The following is a 17,454-nucleotide window of genomic DNA, read 5'->3' as shown; positions in this document are numbered from 1 at the left end:
CAGGGTTTTTTTATTGGTATTAGCTTGTTTAGCTATGCAGCAAATTAAAACTTAGAAGGTGCTGGTGGTATCACTAAGGGTTGTTTAGGATTTTCTTTAAGCTCCTTTAATAACTCTTGTACAGCACGCTCTATTGATGGATCTTGGCCTTTATAAATAAGCTCTGGACGATCAATTACTTTAATATCTGGTGCAACACCTTCGTTTTCTATGATCCAGTTACCTTTTGTGTCTAAAATACGGAATGTAGCAGCAATTACTTGTCCGCCGTCTACAAGGCTTGGGTTACCAGAAATACCAATTAAGCCACCCCATGTACGGGTACCAATTAGCTTACCTAGACCAGCCTGGCGGAAGTAGTAAGGGATTGCGTCACCACCAGAACTTGAATAGCCATTTATTAGCATGGCTTTAGGACCATTGTGCGCAAACTGCGGTGTTTTAGTTGGCTCTACACCACGGCGTTTCCAATAGTTAAGCGGTTTACGCGCAAGCCAAGTGATCATATGCTCAGGAATAAAACCACCGCCATTGTAACGGTCATCAATAATCATGGCATCTTTGGTTGTTTGCGGCATGTAGTTTTTAAACATGGCGCGGTTACCCTCATAGGCTGTATTTGGCAGGTGCACATAGCCAATACGCCCATTTGATAGCTTATTAACGTAGGCTGCACGCGAGTTAACCCAATCTAAATAACGTAGACCTTGCTCACTGGCTACCGGTTTTACTGTTACTTGCCACGCACCTTTGCTACGCGGTTTGCTGTTTAGCACTAGCTCTACTTGCTCGCCTTGGGTGTTTTCAAGGAGTTCGTAAAAGTTAGCAACGTCTTTAACCGAGCGGCCATTTACCGCAATAATGTAATCGCCGTTATGTGCTTTTACACCAGTAGTCCCCAGCGGTGAGCGGAAATCGTCATGCCAGTTTTCACCTTTAAAGATTTGCTCTATTTTTACGTAACCAGATGGGTCGCTTGCAAGCTTAGCGCCTAATAAACCGTGATTTTTACGTTCGGCTTTTGGCATATCGCCCGATTGCACGTAAATATGACCTGAGTTAATTTCGCCGGCAATTTCGCTAAGTACGTAATCAAGGTCGCTACGGTGGCTAATAGCATCAGCCATAGGTTGGTATTTAGCTAAAATAGCATTCCAATCTTGACCGTGGTGATTTTCGTCGTAGAACCAGTCACGCAGTGTGCGCCAGCCTTCTACGTACATTTGTTGCCACTCAGCTTGCGGGTTGATTTTAAGCGTCATTTTGCTTAAATCTAGCTTGTTGGCGTCTAGGTCTTGCTTTGGTTTAGGCTCTATTAAGCTGTAACCGCCACTTGTGTGTACAAGTAGGTGTTCGCTGTTGCTCGATATAGTGTAATTGCTAACACCTTTAGCGACTGTTTCTAGCTCACTGTCGTGCTCGGTACCTATAAGTTGTAATGCGCCATTAGCAAGAGTCAGTACGCCGTCTTTTACTGCGGTTAAGCCACGGTAATCGCCCGCTGGGGCATTAAGTGCGGTAACACGTTGCATAAAGTCATTGCTTTGCAGTGCATTTTTAACTTTTTTGTCGTCTTCTTTTTCGTCGTCATCGTCTTTTACAATCGTGGTTTCATCACTTTGTAAGGCAATAAGCGGTTTAACACTGTCGTTTACTGCGGCCGCATAAATACGGGTGGCGCGGTTAAACATGTAGTCAAACTCGTAACTGCTAAACGCAAGGTTAAAGTCGCGCTCAGAGCTAAAGTAAAGGTATTGGCCATCTGGCGAAAAGGTTGGGTTTTGCTCGTTACTCATTTCGTCTGTTAGGCGCGTCACCTTTTCTTTTTTAAGGTTGTAGTGCCACAGTGAGGCATAACGGTTTTCGTTATTTTTAACATACACAATGTCTTGGCTATTAGGCGACCACGTATACTGAGTAATGCCGTCTTCGTCATAAATACCGGTATCAATTTTGTGTTGCTTGCCCGATTTTGCATCTAACCACCAAAGTGTGTTGTTTTTATCTGAAAACAACAACTTAGAGCTATCTGGTGACCAAATGGGCGTAAAGCGCCAAATAGTGCCATTGCTAGTGAGTTGCTTAATAGCATTATTTTTACTGCGATCTTTTAAGTAAATTTCGTACTCGCCGCTTTCATCGCTCATGTAGGCTATGTAGCGCCCATTTGGTGACCAGCTTGCATCTATTTCGCGGCTTTTCTCTGTGTAAGATAAGTTGCGTGTAGGCCCTTGTTTGATTGGTACGCTAAACAGCTCACCACGGGCAGTAAATACAGCACGTTTACCATCGTGAGAGAGCGACATAGAATCAATAAAATCGCTAACATTTTTGCTATACGGCATTGCGTATTGGCGCACGCCTGCAATGTTAATGCTTAGCTTAGCGCTTTTTTGTGTTTTTGCGTCAAAGCGATATAAATAACCGCCGTTTTCATAAACAATCGCATTTGGGCCAGCTGAAGGCCAAAGTACGTCAAAGTTTTTATAGTTGGTAAGTTTTTTTGGTTCGCTGCCTTTGTGGTACTGGTAAAGGTTTAGCGTGTAATCACGGTCAGACACAAAGTAAATATCGTCACCAACCCAAGTTGGTTGCTGGTCGGTTGCACGGTTTGTAGTTAGTTGTTCTGAGGTGTTTTTTTCTAAATCATAAATCCATACATCTTGCGCACGACCACCACGAGTACGTTTCCACGTACGAAACTCTCGATCAATTGGCGTGTAAACATATTTGCTGCCATCTGGGGATAGCATGCCGCCACCAGTTTCTGGAATCGCTAATGGCTGTTCAAGTCCGCCATTTGCAGGAACCATGTAAGGGCGGCCCATACGTTTTCCCCATGGTGTGCGGTTAGCTCTAAATACCACATTTTTACCATCGGCGGTCCAATCTAAAACGCGGTAATCAAAACCTCCACGCGGTGGCATTGGGCCAACGTCATTATAATAAGTAAGTTGCTTTAGGTTTGAACCGTCACTGTTGATCACATAAATTTGTCGGCTACCGTTATACTCGGCTGAAAATGCAATGCGCTTACCGTCAGGGGAAAACTTAGGAAATGTTTCAAAGCCAATATGGTCGGTTAAGCGTTTGCTTTCGCCTGTTTGCGTATTCGCAATATAAATATCGCCACTATAAACAAAGGTAACGGTTTGGTTATGGATATCTGGAAAGCGGAGTAAACGAGTGTCTTTAGTCTCATAGGCCGATACACCCGGCGCGATTGCTGCAGCCAAGGCAAGAGCCAATGTTGTTAGTTTTTTCATGGAATTACATCCTATATTAATAGCTATCCCATCATAACAATAAGGTGAAAAATAGCGATGCACTTACGATAAAAGGTCTGTTACAAAATGTGAATAAAAAAGGTTGGCAAAAAGCGCCAACCTTTAAGTAAATACAGATATAAAATTAATGTTCGTGTGCGTGCTCTTCCTCTTGTGCAATACCTAACCAAGTGATCGCGGCTGGTGGGAATGTAAGTTCTAGTTCACCTTCAATTTCTAAGTCTTCTAGGTGTACTTGCACAACGTGTTGGGCTATTGGGTCGGCTACGTAAGCAAACTGACCATTTTGCGCTACTGTCATACTAAACTTCATGCCTTCAGGCATTGTTATTACATCTTCTTGTGTAATATCAACTTGACCTGCTAGCTCCCAGTGTATGTGATCGTCGTGCGCATGCGCCTCAAGCACATTTAAAAAGCCTAGGCTGTCTAAAACTAAAAAGTGCTCGCCATTCGCTGAGAAAGAGTAAGAAACAGCGCTTGCGCCATCAGCTAGTTGCCATTCAAATTCTTCCATTTCAGCTTTCGCAGGATTTATACTCACAATCACAGCAGGGCCGTCGCCGTGACCAGATGCAACACCAATAAAGGTTTCGCTGCCCTCATGGCCGTATATACTACCAATGCGTAAGTCGCCGACGGCATCAATATTTATTACTTTTTCAGCGTGGTATTCGTCATCATGCTGGTGGGCTAATAGCACACCGTCACTACAGCCGAACGCTACGTAATCATGGTTTTGTGCTGCTCCGTGCAAATCAGGGCATGTTAACTCTAACGTTTGTTCAAGTTCGTATTCGCCATCATGAAAGTGATAAACACCTACCTGATCCGGCAAAATTTTAGCGTTTGATGTACTCTGTGCATCATCGCGGCGAATGGTCGCTAATAAGTGCTCACCACGCGGCTCTGCTACACCATGCATATTAATGTCGTAATTAATACCAGGTAAGGTCGCTGTTGCGTTTGTTATGTCGTTATCTGTTAATACTTCAACAGACGCAGTTGTGCCTGATGCTGCATCACCATCATAAAATACCGCTAATTTACCATCGTGCTTTACCAAGTGAGTAGGGCGACTGCCGCTAGTTAGCTCATAACTGCTAAACTCAGGGCTTTGTTCGTAATCATGCAGGTGTGCGCCGTGATCTTCACGCCATAAGCCACCGTCTATAAAGCCGAGGTAATCTTGAGCGCGGCTAGCAATCACGGCATAACGAAAGTCAGGCGACGACGATAGCGTGTTTGAATCATTAGTAAGAGTGAATGTATCAAGAAGCTCATTGTCGTCTAAGTCGAAAAAGTTCGCTTCGTTGCTATCGCCAGCAAGTATCGCAAGCCTACCTAATGAATCAATAGTGTATTCATCACCGTGGTCGCCACCATCGCCATGATCGTGGCCGTCATCAGGTACTTCTATTGGGTTTTTTTCAACAATGTTTGTTTCTGCATCACCACAAGCGGTGATTAATGTGCTGCTTATTGCCAGTGCAATTAATTTTAATTTGAATAGTTTAGTCATGTTAATTTCCTTTATTTATAATTTTTTAGCGCTTAAAAGTAACCGCGAATACCTAGTGCAAAGCTACGACCTGGACGTGGCGCTATATTCTTTAAAAATGAGCTATGCACGCGCGCTTCTGTGTCTGTTAAGTTAGTGCCTCGTAGATACACGGACATATCTTGATTTAGCACTGATAAGTCATATGAAACGCTGGCATCAAGCATGGTGTAGCCGTTTGTGGTTGTTTCTTCTGGTGCTGTGCGGTCTTGCTCTTGATAGCGAGTTACGTGGAGGTGCGCACTCAGCTTATTTGTTTGGTAGCTAAACTCAGTACCAAAACGTAGCGGTGGTGTGCGTGGTAAATCGCCACCGTCTTTAAGGCGTGCACGAACGTAATCTGAGAATAAATCTACTTTAAATTCATTGGTTAACTGCCATGCAAATTGGGCTTCAAAGCCATGCAAAATTACGTCATCTGTTTTAAATAAATAAACTGGGAGTTCAGATGAGTGATCATGCTCGTCACCGTGGTCATGATTATGCTCATCACCATGGTCGTGGCCGCTTTCGGCGTATAGGCCTGTGTCGATTTGGTAATAATAATTGTCGACTTGGTTGTAGAAAGCATTAAGAATGAAACCAATATCACCTTGGGTTTTACGAAACGTTAAATCAATATTGTTTGCTGTTTCTAGGTCAAGCGCTTGCTCAGATAAACCAAAATGGCCGTCTTCATGAATATCAAATAGTGCGCCTACTTCATAAGTACCAGTTCCAATGTGAGGGCCGAATGATAATAGCTCCGACACCGAAGGAGCACGCTCAGAACGAGATACCGACAAGCCTAAGTTGTAGCTAGGTGCAAAATCCCACACAACACCCGTTGATAAACTGACAGGAGTGAATTCTTGCTCTACGTCAAATACGCGAGTATTGCCGGCATGTTCTTCATGAGCATGATCGTCATGAACACCGGTGTCATCGTGTGCGTGTGCATCTATGTTAGGTAGTAACACGTTATCAGCATCGATGGTTACCCGTTCAACTCGGCCACCTAGTTGCACTAAAAAGTCACCAAAGTGTCTTTCTTCCATTAGTGCTATAGCAAAGCTTTGTGTTTGTGACGGTGGTGTGAATGCTTCTGAGCCTTGCGCTTCAACATCACTGTGTTTGTAATGAAAGCTCAAACCACCATTCCACTGCGCAAACGGGTTATGCATTAAGTCTACGCGTAACTCATTGGTTTCATTTTCAAAAGTGGTGCCCACTGCACCATGTTCAATTTCAGCATGTTCGTAATCTGTAAAACCTGCGCGCAGATTTACTCTATTAAGCCATTTGTTATCAAGGTTATATTCACCTAGCAACTGCACTTTAGTTTGCTCTAAGTCGGCATATACGCTTTCTTCAGCGCTGTGTTCTTCTTCGCCACCATGGGTGTGGCCTGGAATACCGTATTGACGATTAAATTGCTCAACAGCTATACCAACAAAACCTTGATCAAAGAGGTAGCTAGTACCTAAGGTAAAGCCGTCAGACTCCTCATTGCTGTTTGCAACGGTGTAATCGCCACTATGCTCTTCATGGTCATGGTCATGGTCATGGTCATGGTCATCGTGGGCTAATTCAGCGGCCACGGGTATTTCATAGTCATCAGCTTCACGCCAAAAGGCATCAGCATAAAATGCAAAAGAATCAGTGCCAGTAGTGGCATTAAATGAGGCGATTTTTTGATTATCAACAGAGTTGTGCTCAAGGTTCCATTCGCCGCGAGTTGTGCTGTCGGTAGGCACCCGATTATCAACTACATTAACCACACCACCAATGGCGCCGCTGCCATAAAATAATGTGGCAGGGCCACGTAATACTTCGATTTGTTTTGCGGTTGATGCCTCTGATGCGACTGAGTGATCAGGGCCAACGCGCGAAACATCACTGACATCAAGACCATTTTGAGTAATTAGAACACGCGGCCCGCTTAAGCCACGAATAATAGGTGTACTGGCTACTTTTGCATGAAAGTTAGTAGTAACCCCCGGGAGTTTTTCAAGGCTATCGCCAAGGGTTGCAGCTTGCTGCCGTCTTAATTGTTCGCCAGATAACACGCTAACGGGAGACGAGGATTCCATTGCCGACATGTGAATAGGCGTCGCTTCAATATCAATTACTTCAATGGGTGAACGTTCTAAGTTAAAGGTAATTGACTGGCTTTTATCATCACTAAATGTGATATCTCGATGCAGATGGGCATAACCAGGGGCGGTAATATGAAGTTCTTTTAAACCACTTTTTAAATCAGTTATTACGAACTTACCGCTTGCATCTGTTACTGCTGTTATATCTGAGCCTTCAACTTCTACAGTTGCATTAGTCACCACTTTACCTTGGTTGTTTAGAACAACACCTTCGATGGTATTTGCAAGTGCATTTGTTGGTAGTAGGGCTGCTATAAACAAAGCTAATTGAGATTTTCGTGTCATTTGAATTCCTTTGCGAATGTTATATTGTATCAATTGTGCTTGAAATGTTATATTGTATCAATAGTTAATTAACTAAAAATCACTCAGGTTATATAATTTGGCTACTTCATCTACATAATTTAAATTAAATATTATTTAAATTCAGTGTGTTAAGTATTTTGTCATTGTTTAGGTGTTGTTCGTGGGGGATCTGTTTGCTGTACAGCAAAAGTTAGTTGTTACATTTATTTAGCTCTAGTTAATAAATTTTTAGGTAAAACCACAGCGGAGGCATTGAGCAACAAGGATGGCAAAGTTAAAACATCAGCCCACTACATTAGAGTGGGTAATATGAATAAGCAGCAATTTAAAGAGATGATGGGTTTTGCGATAAAAAGATGTGAAGCCTTTGAAAAAAAATTAACGCCAAAACGTCAGCAGGTATTTGAAATTCTATTGAAAGCAAATAAACCTTTGTCTGCTTATGAGTTAACAGATCAATTTAATAAGCAAATAAATACACCGATTTTGGCAATGTCCGTTTATCGGATATTAGGTTTTTTAGAGTCGGTAGGTCTGGTACATAGATTAAAGTTAGAAAATAAGTTTATACCGTGCAGTCACGTTAATAATGATAGAGAGCATCAACTATCGATGTTTTTAATTTGTAGCTCTTGTAATAAAGCAAGTGAGGTGAATGACCTTAACAATTCGGTTAAATCTTTGTTTAGGGAACTGAAAATGAAAGGGTTTACGCCAGCAACTTCGCAATTAGAAATCTCAGGTGTTTGTTTTGGGTGCCAGCAAAGTACCGCTAACACAATTAAAAAGAAGGATAAATAATGAAGCTGACTCAAACGACAGCAGATAAGTTTGCCATTGGACTTTCGTTAATGTGCACGGTACATTGTTTTGCAACACCGGTTATTTTAGCGCTGTTGCCAAGCCTTGCTGTACTACAAATAAATGCTGAACAGTTTCACTTATGGGTTCTTGCTGTAGTATTACCAACAAGCTTATTAGCTTTGAGCTTAGGCTGTAAAAAGCACAAACGTACACGTTATATGGCGTGTGGAGTTGTTGGTCTAGCTTTTTTGATAATTGCAGTATTGCTAGGTCAAGAAGAGGCCGAAAAAGCGCTCACTTTAATTGGCTCCGCTTTTATCGCACTAGCCCATTGGTTTAATTACCAACAGTGTTTTAAAAAGAATAACGAAAATTGCCCCTGTTCAGGTGATAAATCAGATCAACTTGTTTAACACTGCCAGTGTTAAAAATAGCGACTATGTGGCATTGTAATTATAAATATCGTTTTTTAGGTAAACTAATTTAGTGAATACTGCTTTAAGGCTTTTGCTGTTACTTTGTGTTTTCATCTGTTTTAAATTAAGCGCAAATACCCCCTACGAGATCCCTAGAAGTAGTGTTATTGAGCTCACCGACCCTGCTACCAAGCGGGTGTATCCTATTTTTATCCAGCTACCTAAGTCATATGCAAAGGAGCCTAATAAAACGTATCCTGTTATTTATTTAACCGATGCGCCGTATGCATTTCCTATCGTTGCCGGTGCCACACGGTTTCCAATGAATAGCGGCAAAATGCAACAGGCTATTATTGTGGCGATCAGCTATGAAAAAGGCTCAAGAGGAGCTAGTAGTCGAGTTAGGGATTATACACCCACTCAATCCCTGAGCTGGAAAAAACAAACCGGTAACGCTAAAAATCATGCACTGTTTTTAAAAAAGACTGTGCTGCCGTTTATCGAAAAAAGTTACCGAGCAAGTAACACGCAAAGAACGTATATAGGTAACTCGTTAGGCGGTTTATTTGGCGCCGCTGTTTTATTTACGATGCCTGAGCTATTTAGCAATTATATTATTGGCAGTCCGTCGGTTTGGTTTGATAATAATGCACTGCTAGCGTTAAAAGCGAATAAGCCCCAAATGCCAATAAAGGTTTATGTATCTGTTGGGGCAAAGGAAACTCCAGCCTTTGGTGAAGGGCAAAATATGGTTGAAGGCGCAGCGCAACTTGTGAAAAAAATTAATGCGCTCAATAGCGATAATATAAAATTAAAAAGTGTTGTTATTGAAGGGGCACAGCATGCAACCGCATTCCCAACCACAGCAATACAAGGGCTTGATTGGGTATTGGGAAGCGGTCAATAAGCTCGCAATGGATTTTCGATGCTTTTATAGTTAAATAATTGATATTAAATCGTTTTTATGTCGCTTTTCCACTTTGCCAGCGCTGCTATAAATTCGGGGCCAATACCACAGCAGCCGCCAATAATTGTTGCGCCTAGGCTATGCCATTGTTTAGCAAATGCTACATACTCAGCAGGTGATAAATCGCGGTAACCTTGCGAGCCTTCATTTGCTTTATAATCACTGGCGATTGGTGTAAAACCATTCGCAAATGCCCCTAAATCAACATGTTTATTTTGCTGTTTTAGCACGCGATTAGTGTCGCGCAGCGCTTGTTCAATAACCTCGGGAATAGAGCAGTTAAAGAATATGCCCGCTATTTTATATTCGAGTAGTGCTAGGATAGCGTCTGATACTAATTCACCAGAGCGCAATGTCGCTTGTTCGCTTACTTCATCACTTAGGGTAAATGCGTAATAACATGGTTTGTTTGAATTCTTCAGTACGCTTGCCATTACCCGCGCTTCTTCAATGTTTGATATGGTTTCACCAATCCAGATATCTACATATTCGTCTTGTGCTTTATACAGGGTATCTAAAATAGTAAATGCGCGATCACTTTGGAAAAAATCAGCACGATACGAGCCAAAGGCAGGAGGCAGTGAGCCGGCAACGAGTACCGTTTGCTTTGCGTTTTGAGTCACCTTTTTTGCAATAACCGCTGCTTGCTCAGCAAGCATAGCACCTTTTGCTTGGTAAAGCGTTTCACCCAAGTGAAAGGGTACACATGCATAGCTGTTAACAGTAATTATTTCAGCGCCAGCATCTATAAAACCTTGGTGTGCTTGGGTTACACATTGCGGTGCTTCTATTAAAGCTTGCGCACTCCACAGTGGCTGTGAAAACGGCGCGCCCATGCGTTTGAGTTCACGACCCATGCCGCCATCTAATATTATTAACTTGCTCATAATGGACTTCTATACGTCTAAATAATTAAAGCTATTCAAACATACTTTTTGAAAATTCATAATGAAACTTCATCAGGTTGAGTATGAAAAAAGTTCAACATGTTAAAGCTGTTTTTAAAAGGCACAAAAAAAGCGACTACCTAGTAAGGTGTCGCTTTTCTTTTTACAAGTAAGCTATTACTTGTAAAACGCTTCTACAGTACCTTTTACTTTCATAAGTAATGGCTGGCCGCGACGGTCTAGCGCTTTAGGTGCCGCTACTTTTATCCAACCTTCGCTGATGCAGTATTCTTCAACGTCAAAACGCTCTTTACCGTTAAGTGTAATACCGATTTCATGCTCAAATACTTCTTCTACATAAAATTTGCTACGTGGGTTAATAGACAGTTGATTAGGTAATTCTGGTTTGTTTGTATCAGTCATAATAGTGATCTGCGTTGAATTAATTATGCGCTATTGTAGGCAATAGCAAGCTTAGGCTCAAGCAAGAGATCAATAAACTAATATATTGTGACGTGCTTTTATAGGGCTGTTACATATATTATGAGAAGGGTTAAGCAGTCGATGGAAATACAAAGTAGGTGTTATTGATATAAAATTTGGCTGTCACCTTCTTGTCATTAAAATTACCTTTATTAGTAACATCTATTTCCTATAGTGCAGCGGTTGATGTTTTTGAGCTCACAGTTTTTAAAAATAACCACTACATAATGGGAATTACGGATGAAAATTAAAAAAGTCGCTGCGGCAATCGCACTCACCTGTGCGTTTAGTGCCGTTAGTCATGCCAATGTTCTACCGCAAAGTCAAAAAGACAGCAGCTGGTACAGTGCCGCACAAACAAAACTAACAACTAAAACAACGCAAGCACAAGCGGTTAAAAGCACCAAAGCTAAAAATGTAATTTTATTTGTTGGCGATGGCATGGGTATTTCTACCTTAACGGCAGCGCGTATTTTACAAGGTCAACGCAATAATCAGCTTGGCGAAGAAGGCTATTTAAGCTTTGAGCAGTTCCCTTACTCTGCGCAAGTTAAAACCTATAATGTGGATGCACAAACGCCAGACTCTGCAGGCACCATGACGGCCATGATCTCAGGTGTAAAAACCGATGTGGGTGTTATTGGGGTTGATGAAAAGGTTGAACGAGGTAACTGTGCAACGGCTATCGGTAATGAGTTATTAACAGCCACGGAGCTGGCTGAAATTAAAGGCTTAGCTACCGGTGTTGTTTCAACTGCACGTATCACTCACGCAACACCGGGTGCAACGTATGCTAAATCGGCTGATCGCAACTGGGAAGATATCTCAGACATGCCTGAGGCAGCAGTTAATGCAGGCTGTGAAGATATTGCCTCACAGCTAGTTAACTTTGAAAAAAACCTAGAAGCGCGTTTTATAGGTACCGATGTTGATGGCTTAGACTTTGTAATGGGTGGCGGCCGTCGTCACTTTTTACCTAAAGATGCATCGGCAAATTCAAATGATGCAATGAGCGCCGTAGAAGGCGATCGTACTGATGAGCGCAACCTTGTTACTGAATGGCAAACACAATATCCAAATGGCACTTATGTGATGGACCAAGCCGGATTTGATGCTATTGCCGATGATGCAACCCAAGTCTTTGGCTTATTTAACGAATCGCACATGCAATACGAAGCTGACCGTGCCAACGATATAGCTGGTGAGCCGTCGCTTACCGATATGACAACTAAAGCGATTGATGTACTGGGTAAAAACGAAAAAGGCTTTTTCTTAACCGTAGAGTCGGGCCGTATTGACCATGCTCACCATGCGGGTAATGCTTTTAACGCACTTAACGACACTATTGAATTTGCAAAAGCCGTTCAAGCTGCCGTTGATAACACCGACCCTGAAGAAACGCTTATTTTAGTTACAGCCGATCACAGCCATGTGTTTACTATTGCAGGTTACCCGAAACGTGGTAACCCAATTTTAGGTAAAGTGGTTGGTGTTGGCCAAACTACACCAACGCTAGCTGCTGATAACATGCCATACACCACAGTAGGTTATGCAAATGGCCTCGGTTTTAGAAACTTAGTTGATGAAACGGATGCAGATGCAAGCTATGAAACAGCTGCGGTTGCAGGACGTGTTGAGCTAAATGGTGTTGATACAAATACGCCAGGTTTTCACCAAGAGGCTACTGTTCCACTTGGCTCTGAAACGCATGCAGGTGAAGATATTTCATTGCATGCAATGGGCCCAGGTGCTCACCTTGCTCAAGGTGTTATAGAACAAAACGTTGTATTTCATTTAATTAATCAAGCTCTTGAACTAACTCAGCAATAATGGCGGCTCACATGAATAAATTAACAGTACTTTCTTTAGCAGTAATGGTCGCATTAACTGGGTGTTCGAGTGATGACGACAAAAACAGTAATAATATTTTAGCGGTAGATAACCAAATCGCAGTAGGCTCAGCACAATGTGTTAATGGCGGCGTAGAAACGCAAAGCGGTGTTGATACCAATACTAATGGGCAATTAGAGAGCAGCGAAGTAACGCACACTAACTTAGTATGTAACGACCCAGCTACCTCATTAACGAGTGAACAGCTCGCTTCATTAAGTAACAATGCTTGGTTTAGCGACGCACAAACTAAACTGGCTAGTGCGCAAGATGCAGCAAGTAAGGTAGTAACAGAGTCAGGTAAAGCGAAAAACGTGATCTTATTTGTTGGTGATGGTATGGGTATTTCTACTATAACGGCAGCGCGTATTTTAGCGGGGCAATTGCAGGGTGAAATGGGTGAAGATCACCAATTAAGCTTTGAAACTATGCCGTATTCTGGGTTTGTAAAAACTTATAACGTAGATGCACAAACACCTGATTCTGCCGGTACGATGACAGCAATGGCCTCTGGTGTAAAAACCGATGTGGGTGTAATTGGTATTGATGAAGCGGTTGAGCGTGGTAATTGTGCATCAGGCAAAGGGCATGAGCTTGTTACTTCGTTAGAGCTTGCGGAAATTGCCGGTAAATCTACCGGTATTGTTTCTACGGCACGTATTACCCATGCAACGCCTGCGGCAACTTATGCTAAGTCGGCTGATCGTAACTGGGAAGATATTTCAGATATGCCAGCTTCAGAGTCAGCCAATTGTGAAGATATTGCTTCACAGCTGGTTAATTTTGAAAAGAACTTAGAAGCCCGTTTTAGTGGTGTTGATGTAGACGGAATCGAAGTGGTTATGGGTGGCGGGCGTCGTCATTTTTTACCTAAAGATGCAGCCTTTAATTCTGCAGATGCGGTGAGTGCTGTTGAAGGCGACCGTACTGATGCGCGTAATTTAGTGACAGAATGGCAAACAACTTACCCGACTGGTACTTACGTAATGGATCAAACTGGGTTTGATGCCATTAGCGATGATGCCACAAAGGTATTTGGTTTATTTAACGAATCGCACATGCAATACGAAGCTGATCGCGATAACGATATCGCTGGTGAGCCTTCGCTATCGCAAATGACCGAAAAAGCTATTAATGTTTTAGATAACAATGATAAAGGCTTTTTCTTAACAGTTGAGTCGGGCCGTATTGATCACGCCCACCATGCGGGTAACGCTTACAATGCATTAAACGACACTATTGAGTTAGCGAATGCAGTAAAAGTGGCGATGGAAAATACTAACCCAGAAGAAACACTAATCGTGGTCACGGCCGATCACAGCCATGTGTTTACTATTGCGGGTTACCCTAAGCGTGGCAACCCAATATTGGGTAAAGTGGTTGGTGTAGGCCAAACAGAGCCAAGTTTAGCTGCCGATGATATGCCTTATACTACGGTTGGTTACACTAATGGTGGTGGCTTTAGAGACTTAGGCAATGAAACCGATGCAGATGAAGGATATAACTTTGCACCCGTTACAGGGCGCGTTGATTTAAGCAATGTTGATACTACAACGCCGGGCTTTCACCAAGAAGCACTTGTGCCACTATCATCAGAAACCCATGCGGGTGAAGATGTGGGTGTGTATGCAACCGGACCTGGTGCCCACTTAGTGACTGGAACTAATGAGCAAAGCTTTTTATTCCATGTAATGGACTTTGCCGCAGATTTTGTAAAAGCGGCGGATGAAAAAGTAGCGCAATAAATTAACTAGCAAAACAAACAGCCCGCACACTGTGCGGGCTTTTTTGTGTCATACAAATGCCATTATTAAGCGTTATTTTAGAGTCATAAAGTAATGTTTAACTAAGAGATTACCCCAATGAAAAAGCTATTATTTATATTCTCAGCACTGGCCAGCGCGAGTGCGCTCGCCCAGCAGTGCGACATTGATGCTGCGCAACTAAAAGCCGACTATAAAATTACCAATCAGCACAAATCGCAGCACAGTACCCAGTCACTTACTCTTTGGCGAAACAATCAGCAGGTGGCGCATCAAAGTGAAACACTAACCGAGCTTTGGCAGCAGCTAAGTAATAACCAGCTTCGTCCTATTCGTTACTTTAATGCCGAACAACGCGGTATTGAGTACCAACCATCGGAGGTACGTGGAGTGCAAAATTGGAGTGCTAAAAGTCAGCTGGTGGATAACCATTTAATTGCAAAAATGACCCTAGCAAGTTCACAAGGTGAGGGTTGTAATGAGGTAAAAAATTATGTGCTTAATGAGGGCGATAACCAATTTAAGCTGGCTTTTCTCCCGCAAGCAAAATTAGTTAAAACTTTTAGTGTGACCAATAAAAAAAGTGATACTCAAACCTTGCTTAGCTTAAATGATGTAAACAGTGATACACCTGCAATTAAGGCTCAGTTTGCAAAATGGGATAACTTTCAAACCACCGATTACGCGGATATTGGCGATAACGAAAGCGATCCATTTTTAGCTAAAATGATTAACCTAGGTTTTATAGAGCACGGCGCTACCGGTTTTTATAACCAGCAAGGCGAAGCTATTCAAGGTGGGCATCATCACTAGCATTTTTTGGCTTAACCGTGCTCTCGGTTAAGCCATTTTTATAGTCGTTGGCGTCACAGGTATTTAAGTTTTGCCGTGCTTGTTTATCTTGTTGTAATACTTGCTTTAAATCCTCCATACGCTGACGCACAGCCACACCATAACTGGCATCATCACCCCATAGTTCGGCAAGTTGCAGTACCGCTGCACGGTCGTGATCTCTAAATAATTTACCAGCACGTTCAGCATCTTCTTTGCTATTACCAAGCAATTGCAACGATTCTATGGCTAAGTTTATGGCTGAGTCGACGGTTTCGCGGTTAAATGCATCTACTTTTAAATTAAGTAATTGGTATGCATGGCGGCGATCTATGGCACGCGCTACTATTTTTAATTGTGGATAGTTTTTATGCGCCAGCTTAATAATCTCAATGGTTTTATCAGGGTTATCAATTGCAACAACCAGCATTTGTGCTGTGTGCGCGCCTGCTGCTTCAAGCAGTTCTTGGCGTGCTGCATCACCATAAAATACGGTATTACCAAAGCGGCGCAGCAGTTCTATTTGGCTTGGGCTGTGATCAAGTACGGTAATTTCGTAGCCTTGCGCATGTAATAAACGTCCCATTATTTGCCCAAAACGGCCATATCCGGCAATGATCACATGTTTTGCTGTGCTTATTTGTTCTGGTTTATCAAACTCGGGCTTAGTGCTACTACTTCGTTTTTGTAGTTGTTCATAAAACATCAGGAGTAAAGGGGCTACTAGCATAGATACCGCAACCACTAAGGTCACTAGGCTGGTTTGCTCTGGAGTTAAAATACTTAATGTGGTGGTCACGCTTAAAAGTACAAACGCAAATTCTCCACCTTGTGCGAGTGCTAGAGTAAACAAGAGTTTTTGCTTTGAGCTGATATTAAATGTGACAGCAAGGGCAAATAAAATGCAGGCTTTAATGACAATTAATAACACCACTAAGGCAATCACGATACTGAACTGGTTAAACAGCAATTCAAAATTAATTGATGCGCCAACCGTGATAAAAAATAACCCCAGTAATAAGCCTTTAAAGGGCTCTATATCGGCTTCTAGCTCGTGTCTAAATTCACTTTCGGCCAATACAACACCGGCTAAAAAAGTACCGAGTGCGGGTGATAAGCCAATACTTTGCATCACTAGCGAAATAGCCACCACTAAAAACAATGCAAAAATTGTGAATATTTCACGCATGTGGGTTTGCGCGATGTATCTAAACAGTGGTGCCGATACATATTTACCGCCAGCAATAATAGCGGCAATAACCGCAACAGAAACCCCTACTTGTTGCCAAATAGGCCAGCTAGCAATGATGGAGTCGTTAACGTCTTTTGAGTTACCTTGTGGTGCAAAAGCCAGTAAGGGGAGTAGCGCTAAAATAGGTATAATGGCGATATCTTGAAATAATAAAACCGAAAATGCATTTTGCCCAGCTTCTTGTTTTAACCAGCCTTTTTCTTCTAAGCTTTGCAGCACAATAGCAGTTGAAGACAGTGCGAGCATTAAGCCTATAGCCAGTGCTGTTTGCCAATGCATGGCAAAAAACCAATAACAAAAGGCAAAAATAGCCGCTGCACTTAATACTACCTGCAATCCGCCAAGCCCTAAAATTGAGTGGCGCAGAGTCCACAAACGCGAAGGTTGCAGTTCAAGGCCAACTAAAAATAACATCATCACAACGCCAAATTCAGCAAAGTGCATTACATCAGTTTGGTCACCTACGACTCCTAATGCATAAGGGCCTATCAAAATGCCGGCAATTAAATAACCCAGCACAGAGCCAAGCCCAAGTCGTTTTGCTATGGGAACTGCAACGATAGCGGCGGCTAAGTAAATTAAAGCAATTTCTAGCATGGGGTGCTCTCTTGAGGTTAGGAGTTATTTATATTTTGATACTACTATAAATTAAGTTTGAGTTAATTGTGAAAGAAACATTATTAACGCATACTAATCCGCAATACTATTTAATCATTTTGAAGGGATAAACCAGATGTTAGTTGCGTTAAAAACTTCTCTTTTAGAACAACTAAATAACAAAATAACAAAGTTTTACCTTGCTATCGACACGATTGCCCTCCCTCAAAATAGCTCACTTAATTAAGCGAATTGGTATTACTTTATTGTGT

Annotated in this window: 12 protein-coding genes; 6 read left to right on the top strand and 6 right to left on the bottom strand. The window is 42.2% G+C overall.

Features of this window, described 5'->3' with window-relative positions; genetic code table 11:
* Positions 1-44 precede the first annotated feature (44 nt).
* The 3 genes from ACNSN3_RS14660 to ACNSN3_RS14650 form a co-directional block, all read right to left on the bottom strand.
* A complete protein-coding gene (locus ACNSN3_RS14660) occupies positions 45-3,266 on the bottom strand; it encodes a S41 family peptidase (RefSeq protein ID WP_418607904.1) in 3,222 nt (1,073 codons plus the stop codon).
* 145 nt (positions 3,267-3,411) lie between these two features.
* Complete coding sequence (locus ACNSN3_RS14655) at positions 3,412-4,809, bottom strand: 5-methyltetrahydrofolate--homocysteine methyltransferase (protein WP_418607902.1); 1,398 nt, start codon at positions 4,807-4,809, stop codon at positions 3,412-3,414.
* 32 nt (positions 4,810-4,841) lie between these two features.
* Positions 4,842-7,271: a TonB-dependent receptor gene (locus tag ACNSN3_RS14650; RefSeq protein ID WP_418607900.1), complete on the bottom strand. Its 2,430-nt coding sequence runs from the start codon at positions 7,269-7,271 to the stop codon at positions 4,842-4,844.
* A gap of 330 nt (positions 7,272-7,601) precedes the next feature.
* On the opposite strand from ACNSN3_RS14650, the gene ACNSN3_RS14645 reads away from it, so the two are divergent.
* From ACNSN3_RS14645 to ACNSN3_RS14635, 3 genes are all read left to right on the top strand, one after another.
* Positions 7,602-8,093, top strand: coding sequence for a Fur family transcriptional regulator (locus tag ACNSN3_RS14645; protein WP_054202731.1), 492 nt, complete (start codon positions 7,602-7,604; stop codon positions 8,091-8,093).
* Positions 8,093-8,509: a MerC domain-containing protein gene (locus tag ACNSN3_RS14640; protein ID WP_418607898.1), complete on the top strand. Its 417-nt coding sequence runs from the start codon at positions 8,093-8,095 to the stop codon at positions 8,507-8,509. Before ACNSN3_RS14645 ends, ACNSN3_RS14640 begins: the two co-directional genes overlap by 1 nt.
* A 73-nt stretch (positions 8,510-8,582) precedes the next feature.
* Positions 8,583-9,419, top strand: coding sequence for an alpha/beta hydrolase (locus tag ACNSN3_RS14635; RefSeq protein ID WP_418607896.1), 837 nt, complete (start codon positions 8,583-8,585; stop codon positions 9,417-9,419).
* Between the two features lie 44 nt (positions 9,420-9,463).
* On the opposite strand, the gene ACNSN3_RS14630 is transcribed toward ACNSN3_RS14635, so the two are convergent.
* Both ACNSN3_RS14630 and ACNSN3_RS14625 read right to left on the bottom strand, forming a co-directional pair.
* Positions 9,464-10,366, bottom strand: a complete 903-nt coding sequence (locus ACNSN3_RS14630) for a homocysteine S-methyltransferase family protein (protein ID WP_418607894.1) — start codon at positions 10,364-10,366, stop codon at positions 9,464-9,466.
* A 177-nt stretch (positions 10,367-10,543) separates the two neighbouring features.
* Positions 10,544-10,789 carry a DUF3297 family protein gene (locus ACNSN3_RS14625; RefSeq protein WP_008112798.1) on the bottom strand — a complete coding sequence of 82 codons (246 nt, stop codon included), beginning with the start codon at positions 10,787-10,789 and terminating at the stop codon, positions 10,544-10,546.
* 300 nt (positions 10,790-11,089) lie between these two features.
* On the opposite strand from ACNSN3_RS14625, the gene ACNSN3_RS14620 reads away from it, so the two are divergent.
* From ACNSN3_RS14620 to ACNSN3_RS14610, 3 genes are all read left to right on the top strand, one after another.
* A complete protein-coding gene (locus ACNSN3_RS14620; protein WP_418607892.1) occupies positions 11,090-12,679 on the top strand; it encodes an alkaline phosphatase in 1,590 nt (529 codons plus the stop codon).
* A gap of 11 nt (positions 12,680-12,690) precedes the next feature.
* Entirely contained in the window at positions 12,691-14,484 is a 1,794-nt protein-coding gene (locus ACNSN3_RS14615) for an alkaline phosphatase (protein WP_076922353.1), read from the top strand.
* A gap of 117 nt (positions 14,485-14,601) precedes the next feature.
* A complete protein-coding gene (locus tag ACNSN3_RS14610; RefSeq protein ID WP_418607889.1) occupies positions 14,602-15,315 on the top strand; it encodes a hypothetical protein in 714 nt (237 codons plus the stop codon).
* Here ACNSN3_RS14610 and ACNSN3_RS14605 read toward each other — a convergent pair.
* A complete protein-coding gene (locus ACNSN3_RS14605; protein WP_418607887.1) occupies positions 15,290-17,182 on the bottom strand; it encodes a monovalent cation:proton antiporter-2 (CPA2) family protein in 1,893 nt (630 codons plus the stop codon). The two genes, ACNSN3_RS14610 and ACNSN3_RS14605, sit on opposite strands and share 26 nt — an antisense overlap.
* Positions 17,183-17,454 lie beyond the last annotated feature (272 nt).

It is taken from the genome of Pseudoalteromonas sp. US3C1004 (assembly GCF_048401065.1).
Lineage (GTDB): Bacteria > Pseudomonadota > Gammaproteobacteria > Enterobacterales > Alteromonadaceae > Pseudoalteromonas > Pseudoalteromonas undina.
Note: the sequence above shows the minus strand (reverse complement) of the source record. Positions and strands in the feature narration are given on the sequence as shown.

Coding starts and splice junctions, on each gene's coding strand:
- ACNSN3_RS14660 (WP_418607904.1), bottom strand. CDS start 3,266: ATGAAAAAACTAACAACATTGGCTCTTGCCTTGGCTGCAGCAATCGCG.
- ACNSN3_RS14655 (WP_418607902.1), bottom strand. CDS start 4,809: ATGACTAAACTATTCAAATTAAAATTAATTGCACTGGCAATAAGCAGC.
- ACNSN3_RS14650 (WP_418607900.1), bottom strand. CDS start 7,271: ATGACACGAAAATCTCAATTAGCTTTGTTTATAGCAGCCCTACTACCA.
- ACNSN3_RS14645 (WP_054202731.1), top strand. CDS start 7,602: ATGAATAAGCAGCAATTTAAAGAGATGATGGGTTTTGCGATAAAAAGA.
- ACNSN3_RS14640 (WP_418607898.1), top strand. CDS start 8,093: ATGAAGCTGACTCAAACGACAGCAGATAAGTTTGCCATTGGACTTTCG.
- ACNSN3_RS14630 (WP_418607894.1), bottom strand. CDS start 10,366: ATGAGCAAGTTAATAATATTAGATGGCGGCATGGGTCGTGAACTCAAA.
- ACNSN3_RS14625 (WP_008112798.1), bottom strand. CDS start 10,789: ATGACTGATACAAACAAACCAGAATTACCTAATCAACTGTCTATTAAC.
- ACNSN3_RS14620 (WP_418607892.1), top strand. CDS start 11,090: ATGAAAATTAAAAAAGTCGCTGCGGCAATCGCACTCACCTGTGCGTTT.
- ACNSN3_RS14615 (WP_076922353.1), top strand. CDS start 12,691: ATGAATAAATTAACAGTACTTTCTTTAGCAGTAATGGTCGCATTAACT.
- ACNSN3_RS14610 (WP_418607889.1), top strand. CDS start 14,602: ATGAAAAAGCTATTATTTATATTCTCAGCACTGGCCAGCGCGAGTGCG.
- ACNSN3_RS14605 (WP_418607887.1), bottom strand. CDS start 17,182: ATGCTAGAAATTGCTTTAATTTACTTAGCCGCCGCTATCGTTGCAGTT.